10 protein-coding genes are annotated in these 14,119 nt (G+C 58.8%); all 10 read right to left on the bottom strand.

Annotation, left to right across the window (positions count from 1 at the left end):
- Positions 1-35 precede the first annotated feature (35 nt).
- The gene (locus tag PYK22_RS07330) at positions 36-1,214 is read right to left on the bottom strand and encodes a universal stress protein (protein ID WP_041975793.1); all 1,179 of its coding nucleotides are present in this window, start codon (positions 1,212-1,214) and stop codon (positions 36-38) included.
- 46 nt (positions 1,215-1,260) lie between these two features.
- Entirely contained in the window at positions 1,261-1,839 is a 579-nt protein-coding gene (gene kdpC, locus PYK22_RS07325) for a potassium-transporting ATPase subunit KdpC (protein ID WP_041976047.1), read from the bottom strand.
- 11 nt (positions 1,840-1,850) lie between these two features.
- Positions 1,851-3,884, bottom strand: coding sequence for a potassium-transporting ATPase subunit KdpB (kdpB, locus tag PYK22_RS07320; protein ID WP_041975791.1), 2,034 nt, complete (start codon positions 3,882-3,884; stop codon positions 1,851-1,853).
- Positions 3,885-3,896: 12 nt separating this feature from the next.
- Positions 3,897-5,663: a potassium-transporting ATPase subunit KdpA gene (gene kdpA, locus PYK22_RS07315; protein WP_041975789.1), complete on the bottom strand. Its 1,767-nt coding sequence runs from the start codon at positions 5,661-5,663 to the stop codon at positions 3,897-3,899.
- Positions 5,664-5,745: 82 nt separating this feature from the next.
- Positions 5,746-5,835, bottom strand: coding sequence for a K(+)-transporting ATPase subunit F (gene kdpF / locus PYK22_RS17220; RefSeq protein ID WP_041975787.1), 90 nt, complete (start codon positions 5,833-5,835; stop codon positions 5,746-5,748).
- A 207-nt stretch (positions 5,836-6,042) separates the two neighbouring features.
- Positions 6,043-6,306: a hypothetical protein gene (locus PYK22_RS17735; RefSeq protein ID WP_041975785.1), complete on the bottom strand. Its 264-nt coding sequence runs from the start codon at positions 6,304-6,306 to the stop codon at positions 6,043-6,045.
- 356 nt (positions 6,307-6,662) lie between these two features.
- Positions 6,663-7,364, bottom strand: a complete 702-nt coding sequence (locus tag PYK22_RS07300; protein ID WP_041975783.1) for a response regulator transcription factor — start codon at positions 7,362-7,364, stop codon at positions 6,663-6,665.
- A 122-nt stretch (positions 7,365-7,486) separates the two neighbouring features.
- Positions 7,487-8,629 carry a sensor histidine kinase gene (locus PYK22_RS07295; RefSeq protein WP_157770738.1) on the bottom strand — a complete coding sequence of 381 codons (1,143 nt, stop codon included), beginning with the start codon at positions 8,627-8,629 and terminating at the stop codon, positions 7,487-7,489.
- A 131-nt stretch (positions 8,630-8,760) separates the two neighbouring features.
- Complete coding sequence (locus tag PYK22_RS07290) at positions 8,761-11,061, bottom strand: VPS10 domain-containing protein (RefSeq protein ID WP_162199814.1); 2,301 nt, start codon at positions 11,059-11,061, stop codon at positions 8,761-8,763.
- A gap of 264 nt (positions 11,062-11,325) precedes the next feature.
- A complete protein-coding gene (locus PYK22_RS07285; protein ID WP_041975777.1) occupies positions 11,326-13,752 on the bottom strand; it encodes a PKD domain-containing protein in 2,427 nt (808 codons plus the stop codon).
- Positions 13,753-14,119: the final 367 nt, after the last annotated feature.

The raw sequence follows: 14,119 nt of genomic DNA, 5'->3' as shown, positions 1-14,119 counted from the left end.
GGCTTAGACACATCGCAAGCCGCGAAGTCCAAGCTTCAACTCGCAGCGTCGGCGCCCGACGCCTCTTTCTCGAGCGGTACGACCTGAACCGTTACGTCGCGCACTTCCCGCAAGAATCGGTTGATGATCGAACCGCGGAGCAGTATGTCGAGCCGCGAGCGCGCCGATTGGCCGAAGATCACGTGTGTGATCGCATGCGTGCGCGCAAATTCGATGAGAGCATCGGCAATGTGGCGCCGGCTGTTCGCCCGGAGTTTGACGACCTGTGCGCCGAGATCGCGCGCCAGCGCGATGTTCTCCTGGAGCGAAGCGTAATCTTCCGGCTTGATGCGTCCCGGCTCCTCTTCGGGGGTTTCAACATAGACCGCATACCAATCGCGCGCGAACCGTCCCGCCATGCGCGCACCAATCCGTAAAAGCTTTTGCGCGTTGCCGCGCGAGGCCATGCAGACCATCACCCGCCCGGGGATCGGAGCCTGATCGAGCCCTTCCCGTTCGCGGTAGTCGCGCGCTTTGGTCTCCTGATCCTCGGCCACTTGACGCAGAGCTAACTCGCGCAAAGCAGAGAGGTTCCCTTTGCGGAAGAAATTGTTGAGCGCGTGTTCGATCCGGTCTATGTCATAAATCTTCCCTTGCCTGAGTCGCGTCCGCAGCGTCTCGACCGACACATCGACGTTGACCACCTCATCGGCGCGTTTGAAGAACCAATCGGGAACGGTTTCGCGCACGCGCACGCCCGTGATGCTTGCGACAACATCATTGAGCGATTCGATATGCTGCACGTTGACTGCGGTCACGACCGAGATGCCGTGATCGAGAATATCGAGCACATCTTCGTAGCGCTTGCGATGCTTCATTCCCGGCGGATTCGTGTGCGCCAGTTCATCAACGAGCACCACTTGGGGATGACGCTGAATGATGGCCTCAAGGTCCATCTCTTCGAGCGTCACGCCTTTGTACTCGACACGCTTGCGCGGAATGACTTCGAGATCGCCGATCAGCGCTTCCGTCTCCGCCCGACCGTGCGTCTCGATGAAACCGATGACGACATCGGTGCCGCGCTTTCGCATCTCGTGGGCGTCCTCGAGCATTCGGTACGTCTTCCCCACACCCGGCGCAGCCCCGAGATAAACACGCAACCACGGTCGATCGCTCTCCTTGATCTTGGCGAGCAACGTATCTGGCGATGGTCTTTTGAACTCCGTGTCGGCCATCTTCTCGGTTTCGCAGCTTCAAAATCGAATCGATCTTTGCCGCATCTTATCGTTTCATCGGATGCGAGCGGTCGAGTTCGCGATTGAGTTCGAGCACGTTGACGCGCGGTTCGCCAAGAATGCCGAACTGCCTTCCTTCGGTGTGGCGCGCGACGAGCCTGCGCAATTCATCTTCGCTCATCCCTCGCTCGCGCGCGACGCGCGGGATCTGGAATTCCGCCGCCGCCGGAGAAATATGCGGATCGAGCCCAGAGCCGGAAGTTGTCACGAGATCAACAGGGATCAGTGCTGTCGGATTCTCGGCGCGCAGACGTTCCACTTCGCGTCGAATGCGTTCAATGAGCTTCGAACTGGTTGGGCCGAGATTCGATCCCGAAGACGACGAAGCGTCGTAACCGGCTGGACCAGCCGCGCTCGGGCGCGGATGAAAGTAGCCGGGCGAAGAGAAGGGTTGACCGATCAGACGCGAGCCCACGACCGTGCCATCACGCTCGCGTATCAAACTCCCATTGGCTTTTTCGGGAAAGAGCAATTGGGCAAGGGCGGTCACTACCAGCGGGTAAACAAGACCAAGGAGTACGGTCGTCACGAGCGTGATAGCGATCGCGGTTTTGATATTCTTCATGGCTGCTCCTTTCATACCAACCCGAGCGCGACGATGAGAAGGTCTATGAGCTTGATACCGACGAACGGCGCGATCAATCCGCCGACGCCGTAGATCAGAAAGTTGCGGCGCAGCATCGCCGTCGCTGGCATCGGACGATAGCGAACGCCGCGAAGCGCCAGCGGGATGAGCGCGATGATGATCAAAGCGTTGAAGATCACCGCTGAAAGGATCGCCGACTCCGGGCTATGAAGACGCATGATGTTGAGCGTATCGAGCACCGGGAACGCTGAAACGAACATCGCCGGGATGATGGCAAAATATTTCGCCACGTCGTTCGCGATCGAGAAGGTCGTCAGCGCTCCGCGCGTCATCAGAAGCTGTTTGCCGACCTCGACGACCTCGATCAGCTTCGTCGGATTCGAATCGAGATCGATCATGTTGCCGGCTTCTTTGGCCGCTTGCGTCCCCGTGTTCATCGCCACGCCGACATCGGCTTGCGCGAGCGCGGGCGCGTCGTTGGTTCCATCGCCGATCATGGCGACCAATCGGCCCTCCGCCTGCTCTTTTCGGATGAGCGCCAGCTTATCTTCTGGTTTCGCCTCCGCGAGGAAGTCATCAACGCCCGCTTCTCGGGCGATGGTCGCTGCGGTCAACGGATTGTCGCCTGTGATCATCACGGTCTTGATTCCCATTTGACGCAGTTGGTTGAAGCGCTCACGGATTCCGGCTTTGATGATGTCTTTCAAATAGACCGCCCCTAAGAGGCGATTGCCTTCAGCGACGAGAAGCGGCGTTCCGCCTTCGCGGGCGATGCGTTCGACCGTTTCGCGCATCCGTTCGGGGATCGCGCCGCCCTTCTGTCGCACGTATTTTTCAATAGCGTCGGGCGCCCCTTTGCGGATTTCGCGACCGTCGTAATCGACACCGGACATGCGCGTCTGCGCCGTAAACGGCACAAACGTCGCGCCCTTCAATTCACGCCCGCGCAGCCCGTAGCGCTCTTTCGCCAGCACGACGATCGAGCGCCCTTCCGGTGTCTCGTCAGCCAGCGAAGCGAGTTGCGCTGCCTCAGCCAATTCTCGATCGCTCACTCCCTCGAAAGGGATGAACTCGGTCGCCTGCCGGTTCCCGAGCGTGATGGTGCCGGTTTTATCGAGGAGCATGGTATCTACGTCGCCAGCGGCTTCCACGGCGCGCCCCGACATCGCGATCACGTTGCGTTGCAGAAGCCTGTCCATGCCGGCGATGCCGATCGCGGAAAGAAGTCCGCCGATAGTCGTTGGAATCAAGCAGACGAGGAGTGCGATCAGAACGAAGAGCGATTGCCGTGCGCCGGAGTAGATAGCGAAAGGTTGAAGGGTAACGACGGCGAGAAGAAAGATGATCGTCAAACCCGCAAGGAGAATATTGAGCGCGATTTCGTTCGGGGTCTTTTGCCGCTGTGCCCCTTCGACGAGCGCGATCATACGATCCAGAAAAGTTTCGCCGGGATCGCTCGTCACACGCACCTTGATTTGGTCCGAAAGCACGCGCGTGCCGCCGGTCACCGCGGAACGGTCGCCGCCCGCCTCGCGTATCACCGGCGCCGATTCACCCGTGATCGCCGATTCGTCAACGGACGCGATGCCCTCGATGACTTCGCCATCAGCAGGAATGAATTCACCGGCTGAGACGATGACTACATCGCCACGCCGCAACTCGGGGCCGGCGACTTCTTCGATGCTTCCGTCATCACGCAGACGCCGCGCCCTGAGGCTGGTCCGCGCCCGGCGCAGACTATCGGCCTGCGCCTTGCCACGACCTTCGGCCATCGCTTCCGCGAAGTTTGCAAAAAGCACGGTGAACCAAAGCCAGAGCACGATCTGAAATTCGAACGCGAGTCTCTCTCCAGAAGCTGCGAGCAGGTCACGCGCGAGGTTCACCGAGAGCAACACGCTGCCGACTTCGACGACGAACATCACGGGATTTTTGATCATCACGCGCGGATCGAGCTTCTTGAAGGCTTCGATTGCGGCGCGACGCACGATCCTCGCATCCCACGTTTTGATCATCTCTCTGCTCATGACTCCAATCCTTCAAAACGTCTGTCCAATCTGCATGAGAAGATGCTCGACGATCGGCCCTAAGCTGAGGACCGGAAAGAAGGTTAGCGCGCCGACGATCAGGATGACGCTGACCAGCAGCACAACGAACGATGGCGTGGTGACGGGGAACGTTCCGAGCGACGGCGGGACAATCTTTTTGCGCGCGAGGTTGCCTGCGATCGCCAGCACCGGAACGATCATGAGGAATCGCCCGACGAGCATCGCCAGCCCGACGGTCGTGTTGTACCAGAGCGTGTTTGCGTTCAAACCGCCGAAGGCTGAACCGTTGTTGGCTGTTCCCGAGGTGAAGGCGTAAAGGATCTGCGTTAGCCCATGCGGCCCACCGTTGCTGACCGAACTCAACCCGGCAGGCAAGAGAACCGAAGCCGCCGTAAGACCCAGAATCGAAAGCGGGAAGATGATGACGTAGAGCATCGCCATCTTCACATCGTACGAATCGATCTTCTTGCCGAGATATTCGGGCGTGCGTCCGACCATGAGTCCAGCGATGAAGACCGACAGGATGACCATCACGAGCACGCCATAGAGCCCTGCTCCAACGCCACCGAAAACGACCTCGCCGAGTTGCATGTTGACGAGCGGCACAAGCCCGCCGAGCGGCGTGAAAGAGTCGTGCATGGAGTTGACCGCGCCGCACGAGGCATCCGTCGTCACGGTCGCAAAGAGGGCGGAACCAGCGATGCCGAAGCGCACCTCTTTGCCTTCCATGTTGCCGCCCGGTTGCATAGCGCTCGCGCTCTGGTCCACCCCGAGCGCAGCGACGAGCGGATTGCCGCGCGCTTCGGCCCAGTAAGCGACCGCGACCCCGACGAAAAAGAGCAGGCTCATCGCCGCAAAGACGGCCCAGCCGTGACGTTGCGAGCCGGTCATGCGCCCCAACGTGTAGGTGAAACCGGCGGGGATCGCGAAGATCGCCAGCATCTCAAGCAGGTTCGAGAAAGGCGTCGGGTTCTCGAACGGATGAGCGGAATTGGCGTTGAAGAATCCGCCGCCGTTGGTGCCGAGCATCTTGATGGCGATCTGCGATGCAGCGGGTCCTTGCGGAATGGTCTGGGTGCGGATCACCTGCTGGCTGCTGCCCTCGCTCTGCACGATCTGCGGCTCAACGAGCCTCGCAGTCTGGTATGGGCGAAGGTTTTGCACCACGCCTTGTGAGACGAGCACTAAGGCAAAGACGAAGCTTATCGGCAAAAGAATCCAGAGGAGTCCGCGCACCAGATCGACCCAGAAGTTACCGATCGTTTCCGATTCGCGCCGCGCGATGCCGCGAATGAAAGCGACGGCCACAGCCATGCCGACCGCCGCTGAAACGAAATTCTGATACGCAAGACCGGCCATCTGCACAAGATAGCTCATCGTGGCTTCGCCGCTGTAAGCCTGCCAGTTCGTGTTCGTCGTAAAACTCGCCGCCGTGTTGAAAGCGAGATCCGGCGGGACCGCAGCAAAACCTTGTGGGTTGAGGGGTAAAACATCCTGCAAGCGCTGAAGCAAGTAGAGAAGGAGCATCGAAACGAGGCTGAACAGGAGCAAGCTCGCCGCATACTCGGTCCAACGCATTTCGTGCCGTTCATCAACGCCCGTCGCGCGATAGATCAGGCGCTCGAGCGGTCGCAACACAAAGTCGAGCCACGTCCGCTCGCCTTGATACACGCGCGCCATATAAGCGCCAAGGGGCTTTGTCACAACGAGCACGAGAGCAAAGAACAGCAGTATCTGCAACCAACCGTTGATGGTCATATCTCTAACGTTGAGGTATTTTGTTCGACAGAGCTGATGTGTTCGTTGAAACTCATCTGCGGCGCTGAAGGTTGCCCCACACCTAAAGCTCTTCTGGATGAAGGAGCGCGTAGAGCAAGTAGACGACAAGCAAAGCCGCCACGATAAGTCCGACGATATCCTCGAAGTTCATCGCTGACTCCTGCGGGATTTACGACTCAGGAGCGATCCTCATTTTCCTCCTTCCCCTCGCAATCGATCGCACCAACTGACGTAACCTAACGACGCGAGGAAGAAGAGGACCGTGACCAAGATGAAGATCGCATCGAGCATTCAGCCGAAAGCCTCCTAGAAGATTCGATTGGCCATTTTCTCCTCGGAGAGGAGTAGGTTCTGGGAATCAAACGATTCTTCGCGCGGATCGGCACCGTTCCTCCGTCTCATCCAAGCAACTTGCGCCGATGGCGAGAAGTGGGATCACAAGTGAGAGCAACATCGCGCCAGAGACGTGAAAATAGAAATGCGAGTCGCCTTCGCAAAACCAACTCATCGCGGTCAGAACCGACCCGATCGAACCGGCGATGACGCCCATCAAACCCAACAGGGAGCCAATGGAACGCCAATCCCACGATATCTTCCCTTCCTCGCTCAACGCCCAAGCCATAACATCCTCCGCTCAAATCGACGGCGACCTCTCGTTCGTCTTTCGCGATGAACGGTAAAGCGGCTTTTGTAAAGCCAGCGTAAAGCGCCCATAAAGATTTCATAAAAATCCGACTCAAGCTCAGATCGCCAAGGAGCCATCAACGATCCGAGCTGCGCGCCGCGCGGATAATTCGATCTTCGCCAATTTGATCTGAAATTGAGAGAATAAAGGGCAGGAAGAAACTGATGACAGATCTTATGAGAGTGACTTGTCCGCGAGTCACAACGCGGCTGGCCGATCGCCCATTCTCAATCCGACTCAGTTTGAGGATTGAAACCAAGTCGATCGCGCGGCTCGTGTGAGCCATCTTCGACCTAGTCAGCTTGAGGGTTGAAGCGATACCCCACCCACGGTTCGGTCACAATGTAGCGCGGTCGGTTCGGATCAGGTTCGATCTTCTTGCGCAAGTTTCCGACGAAGACGCGCAAATACTCGTTCTGTTCCGTATATTCGCCGCCCCATATGGCACCGAGAAGCTTACGATGCGTCAGGACCCGACCGGCATTTTGCGCGAAATAGACGAGCAGATCGAACTCTTTTGGCGTCAAGCGTACCTGTTGCCCTCGAACGTGGACTTCGCGCGCGGCCAGATCGATTTGAAAATCGCCGACCGCCAAGACATCGGTCCGTTCCGGGAATGGCAGACGGGCGCGCCGCAAAGCGGCGCGAATGCGCGCCAGAAGTTCGGCGATGCCGAAAGGTTTTGTGACATAATCATCCGCGCCGAGATCGAGCGCCTCGACTTTGGTCCTCTCGTCGCCTTTGACCGAAAGGACGATGATCGGAACTTGCGAAACGAGCCGCACTCGTCGGCAGAATTCCAACCCGCTCATCTGCGGCATGACCAGATCAGCGATAATCAGGTCGGGATGCCAATCCTCGAAGATCCGCAAAGCCGAAGCGGCATCCAGCGCCGTGTGCACGTCGTAACCTTGCGCCGTCAAACTTGCGCGCAAAACGCGCGTTATTTGCGGCTCATCATCGACGACGAGGATTCTCGCTAATCTTTCCTCCATGAAGACATACCTCGAAAACGATCGATGCGTTCACAAAACGTCGTCATCTAGCGCTCTTTAAGCGCCATCATCCCTTCAACGTGCATTGATAGAGTTGTGTGCGTTCCGGTCATCTGGACTCTTTAAGCGCCATCGTCCCCTATCGGAAGCGTGAAGGCGATGCGCGTTCCTTGGCCAACTTTCGGATCTTCGATCCAAATCCTTCCGCCATGAGCCTCCACGATGCCACGCGCGATCGCCAATCCCATGCCGACCCCTTTCTCCCCCGCGCCGTCATCGGCGCGGAAGAACTTATCAAACACGCGCTCACGCAGTTCTATGGGGATGCCGTTTCCCTCGTCTTCGACGGCGATCTCCACATCTTCGCCCACGCAACGCGCCTCTATCCGAATGGTGCTGCCGCGAGGGGAGTACTTCGCAGCGTTATCGAGCAACGAGTAGATCGCTTCCGACACGGCATGCGAATCAACGAGGATGACCGGAAGTTCTTCCGGCAAGATCACCTCTACCTTACGTTCGCCGACGAGCGGCTCGGCGCGTTTGAGAGCTGCGTCAATCAGCTCATCGACCGCTTCCCAACGCCGATGAAGGCGCAACTCGCCGGCTTCGATTCGCGCCAACTCGAGCAACTTTTCGGTATACCGATTGAGCCTGTCGCACTCTTCGTCTATCACCAGGAGCATCTCGCGCTCCATCTTTCCATCGAAAGCGCTGATCTTACCGGCGCAACCTTCAAGCAGGGTGGTCACTGAAGCTTTGATCGAAGTGAGCGGGGTCCTTATATCGTGCGTGACGGCATCGAGCAGCGCCGATTTGAGTTTTTCGCTGCGGCGAAGCGCTTCGGCTTGACTGGCGCGTTCGAATGCCTCTTGCAATTCTCTGTACAATCTCTCAACTTCTCTGCGACCGGCTTCCGCCTCTTCCGTGCGACGGCGCGCGTGGGCTGAGAGCTGACCAGCCGTAAGCGAGACGATGAAGAAGACGAAAAGCGCGATCCAATTTTGCGGATCGGCGATCGTCAACGTGCCCACTGGCGGAAGGAAGAAATAGTTGAAACAGAGCATCGCCAACACCGAAGCGAAGAAAGCCGGCCCGCTTCCCATGAAAGTGGCGATGAAGAGGATGGCGAGCGTCATCGTCAGAGCGACGGTCGTCGCATTGATCTGCACCCTAAAGAGGACGAGCATGGCCGTGACGGCCATCACGCTGAGCGCGGCCTGTAAGTACCGGAGAGTTTTTTTGAAGGTGGCGAACACTCTCCTCATCGAACGTAACTCGACTTCCTCATCCGGCTCAATCTTAAATTGCAACCGAGCCAGTTAAAAAGCCGACGGAGGATGCGAAGGCCAAGGTGAGGCATTCGACATCCTCCGTCGAAGAAATATGAAGCGTGAATTCAGCGTTGCCCGCTCGAAGCGGTCGCCACGCCAGATCTGAGCGCGACGTATACTCCGCCCGAATGCGAGCCGATCAGAAGCCTTTCGGCGCTCTGCCGGTCGAAGGCCAGCGACCAGACGCGACGGCTCGGCAATTCAGGATCGATCCGCTCCCAAGTCATCCCAGCATCGGTCGAACGGAAGATGCCCCCGCCCGTTTCGAACGCGCTCCCGGCGAAGATCTCATCCGGATCGTTGGGATTGATGAGGATGCTCGTGAAGTTTCCGATCGGCAGATTACCGCCGCGTCGCATCCAACTCTGCCCGCCATCGCGCGATAGATAAAGAGTGTGTCCGGTTCCAACGTAGATGTAGCCGGCACGCTTGGGGTCTTGCACAATGGTGTTGACCGGAGCGATTGTCGGGATCGCCTTGATCTGCTGCCAAGTTCGTCCGCCGTCGTGCGAAACGAGCAAGCCGGAAGTCGCCGTTCCGACCCAGATCGTTTCCGGATTTTGCGGATCGACCGAAACGGCCAAAGTTCGCGCATCGAAACCGCTCCCGTAAGATATCCGCTCCCAACCGCGCGCGGGATCATAGGTCCGATACAGACCGCTGTTGGTGGCAGCGAGCATTCCGGGATGACCGTCGCGCTCGTCTGGGGTGAAAGTCAAGCTGTTGATGGTCTCTTCGGTCAGATCGACCATCTCTTGAATGCCGAGCGCGGCGAGCGTCCGCTCATCCAATCTGCCGGTTGGCGGCAGATTCTTATCGATCTGAAACTTCCTTATAGCGGCAGAAGTGCGCGGTCCCAATCTGCCGTCTGGCGCGCCAACATCGTAGCCGGCTTCTTTCAAAGCTTCTTGCGCGCGGCGGACGGTATCATCCGTCGCGCTCGCAGCCGCGCGCGATGCGCGCGCGCGCGGCTTAGCCACTCTCACCGCCGACCACGACATGCCTCGATCGAGCGACTTGTACAATCCGAAATTGGTCCCGAGGTAGATGACGTTCGGATCGCGCCGATCCTGCAAGATCGAATAAGCGATCAATTGGCGCGGCATGTTGCGCATCGCCGGCTGCCACGTCATTCCGCCATCATCGCTGATGAAGAAGAAACCGCCGCCGGTGGTCGTGTTGATGGTCGAAGCGTAAACGCGACCCGGACGCTCGCGATCGGCGACGACCGTGTAGATCAGCCTTCCGCTGAAACCTTCATTGCTCATCGCGAAGGTGCGTCCGCCATCATGCGAGACCATCACGCCGTAGTTGTTCGTTCCGATGTAAACGGTGTCCGGGTTATCCGGGTGAACGGCGATGGCGTTGACTTCGAGTTGCTTTGAAGTCATCAGCGTCCAAGAGCCATCGGCCCCGCCTTTGGTCGAACGCCAAAAGCCCTCGGTCGTCCCCGCATAGACGATCTCCGGGCGCGATGGATGTTGCAGGATGTCGCGCGTGCGCCGCGAGCTCGACGGGATGCCTTGCACCTTGTGCCAAGTTTCGCCCGCATCTTTCGATTCGTATATCCCGCTACAGGCGGAGGCGATGATGTGATCCGGGTTGCGATTATCTATCGAGATGGCGAAGATGTCCGAATCATCGATCATCCCCTTGTTGATCTTGCGCCAAGTCTGACCGCCATCGGTCGTCTTGAAGGGCAGATGCCACGATCCAGCGTAGATCACCTTATCGTTGCGCGGGTCGATGGCCAACGATTCGATATTCGTGTTGGTCATCCCCGTCGTCGGCAGCTTGGTCCACGTCTCGCCCGCATCATCCGAGCGATAGACGCCGTTATTCGTCCCGGCGACGATGACGTCGGGTTTGGTTGACGATTGGGCCAGCGAATGAATGGCTTCGCCCTTCAACTCCTTGGCCTCGCGCCAAGTCTGACCGCCATCGGTCGATTTGAAGAATCCGCCCGGTTCTTTGTGTCGATGCGCGCCGACGTAAAGGATGCGCGAATCGCGCGGGTCGATGATGATGTGATCGATGTAGAGTCCGGGGCGATTGAAACTCGCTAAGCGAGACCATCTCTCACCGCCGTCGGTCGAAACATAAATCTGCCCATCGAGCGTTCCCAGATAGATCTTCCGCGCATCTTTCGGGTCAATGACGAGAGCGCGCACATCGCCCCCCATCGGCCCAGTCACGCGCCAATCAACCAGGGCCGATGATCTATTCGGCACAGCGCCCGCGTTTACGCGCGTGCCGCAGGGAGAGAAAAGCGTGAAGATCAAAAGTGCCGCCACTGCAATGGCGATCTTCTCGCGACACGAAAGAAAGGGTCGGTTACTCTCGCTCAGTCGGGGTAAACGGATCATCAACTCCTTCTCCATTCGATGCGAAAGGGCTTCAGATTGAACTCCCCCATACGCCTCACGGCAACCTCAGGGGATCGCGGCATCGGTAGGATGAATCCCTACCTCACACCGGTTGTACATTAATCCGCACGTCTTTAGCAAGAGAGGTTCGGAGTCCACAGATGAGCCGAAGATTTAGGGGCAGGGATCGGAGAATAAAAGAGGCGAAGCGGGCGGCAACTCTATTGCCGCCCGCTTGCCAAAGGCCGCAGCGCTCCTACTCGTTTAGCGGCGACGCGGACGGCGACGCGGCGCGCGCCGAGCTGGCGCAGCAGGCCGCGGTTGCGCCTCTTCCGGCGTCAGCGTGGGCGTTGCCTGCGGCGGCTGCGCGCCTTGCGGCACGATCCACAGCTCCACCGTCAACGTCTCGCGGTATCCGCCGTCAACCGTCACGATGCGGCCCGCTTCGATACCGCGCGTGCTGACGAGGTAGTTCTTGGCGCGTTCAGCGCGACGCAACGCTTCGCCGACGCGACCACGACGACCGCCGTAAGCGATGATGTAGCCTTGTGCGCCGGGTTGATTCTGCAACTGGATGGCGAAGTTGTCGAGTCTGGCCTTCTCGTCGTTGAAGGCGATGTTGCCATACTCGTCAAACTTCGACGCCTGCGGAGGCTGTACGACCGAAGCCGAGCAGCTGGCCGTGCTCGTGCAGCTCGCATCGAGCCCACCGATCTCGACAGTCGCCGTTACAGTCTGTCCGCCAAGGCCCGTCGTATCGACTTGGATCGTCGGCGTGCCCTGACCGCTCGTGATCGTACCGGCGGAGACGGTCCAGTTGTAGGTCAACGTACGCCCTTCTGGAGCGCCCTGCACGTTAGCCGTGAAAGTGATCGGCTGTCCGGCCTGCACCGGTTCGGTCGGGCAGCTCACCGAGATGGTCGGGCAAGCTGGCGTCGGCGTCGGCGTCGGCGCCGGGCATTCGCTCACCGTCACGCTCGTCGAAGCGAAGGCAACGCAACCGCAGCCATCATCCACCTCGACGTTAGCCGTATAGGTGCCCGGCTGCACGCCCGACAGATCCCACGTCACGTTCGGCCCTTCGCCAACGATCTTCCCGGCTGTGACCGTCCAGCTATAGAGCAGCGTGTCGCCATCTGGATCGGTCGCCGAGGCCGACAACTGCACGCGCGAATCGGGCGGATTGGCCTGCGACGGATCGCGCGGGCAGACCGTGATCGAAGTCGGATTGGCCGTCACCGAAACGGTCGGCGGCTGATTTGGCAAGTACTCCGGCGCGCGCTCATTGCGTCGCCCGATGAAGAATTGGAACAGATACCCGTTCGGATCATCCGACGGCGTAAAGCCGCTCGGAAGGGTTTGGCTGAAGTGGCTCTGATCTTGTTGATTCAAGTGACGCCGATAGGCGGCGCTGAACCCCATGTAACGGGCCGGGAAGATGCGCACGCCAACGAGGCCATCAACCGGGCTGTTCTCGAAAGCGTTCGGCGTGCGCCCGCCGACATACTGTGTCGAGCGCAATTCGGCGATCGGTTGGAAATACTTGTTCACGGGGAAGTCGAACCCGACGCCCGCGATCAACTCATCGGGCCGATCGAGCAAGGCGGCTTTGTTCAGCGCGTCGCTCCGCGGATTGCTGTTCAAGATGTAACCCAAGTTGACCGAGATGTTGACGGAACGACTGACGCGCCCATCCATGAAGAAGATGACGCCGAAGTCGCCGACATTGCCGCCCGGGCTCGCGCCACGCTGCAACTGATTGAAACCAGCAGCATCATTGGCCTTATCGGCATAGAAGCGATAGAACGGGATAAAGCCGAAGCCCAACGGATTGTTCGGCCCGGTCAGGCGGATCTTCGCGCCGATGACGAAAGTGCTGAAAGCTGATTCACCGTAGAGCCGGTTGATGAACGGCGCGTCGGGCAGATATGCCGGCGGCACCGTATAGGTGATCGGTCCATCGACGGTCCGCTGTCCTCCCGGAACGCTCGAGTTCACAGGCCCATTCCTCAGCACGACGCCCGGCAAGATGCTGCCGTAGACGGAACCGAGACAGGGGAAGTTAGCGGCTGCGCCGTAATTGCTCTGCCCTCCCGTCGGCGTCCCGATCTGCGCGTTGAAGCCCGGGAAACCATAAGTCCCGCCAGTTGGCCCCGGAGCTAGACCGAAGGTCCCGCATGAGCCGCCGACGAATGGGAATGGGACGAAAGGCTGACTGCTGGGTGGCCGATAGAGCGCCCCGCTAGCGGCGATCTGCGTGCCAACGTTCGGCCCAGTTGGCGCAAGGACGATCGCCGGCAAGTTAAAGAAGCGGGAATTTGGCAGATAAAAGCTCGAAAGATTTCGTGGATTGTTAACCTTGATGCCGCGGTAAGCGTCGGTATTGAAGAACAGCTCCAGATAGTCCGAAAGGCCGACCTGGAAGCTCAGTGGGACTTCCGTGATATCGACGTTACCGGGATCACGGTCGTAGTTGCTGTAGCCAAAGCTGAAGGTGAATTCCCCACGCCGCAACGTTTGCCCATCATAGATGGTGAACAGGCCGGTTGGCCCGCCGACCGGACCGCCAGTCCCCAGAGTCGGGGCCAGATTTCGCGGATCACTCTCCGGCCTTAGCGTTTGCGCGGACGCTGCGGCACACAGCATCACAACGGTGAGCGCGGCAACGAGCGCTCCTCTCGCGAATCTCATCGCATTCCTCCTGCGAAACGAGTGGTTTCAGTTTTTTCTTCAATCAACAATCCCGCCGTCAAACGGCAGGCCAAGTCCTTAAGATTGCGCGCCGTGTCTTCAACGAAGACACCGCTGTTCCAAGCCCAATCGAATCAAGCAAAAAACGTGCCGCCAAATTATCAAACGAACGATCTCAAGGCGAAACGCTTGAAGATACTACGCGTTCTTAACGAAGCTGTCAAAAATCGATCTCCCTCCCTCGCCTCTTGGTCCACCGAGCGGTCCACGCCCGTCGTGCGCTTGCTTCCGGCAGACCATACCCCAGATTCGCGCGGAAATCAAGTCCTTTTTATGATTTAGGCGAAAAATTTTTTCTTTCCGCCGC

It is taken from the genome of Pyrinomonas methylaliphatogenes (assembly GCF_000820845.2).
Taxonomy (GTDB): Bacteria; Acidobacteriota; Blastocatellia; order Pyrinomonadales; family Pyrinomonadaceae; genus Pyrinomonas; species Pyrinomonas methylaliphatogenes.
This window is presented reverse-complemented; position numbering and strand designations above follow the sequence as displayed.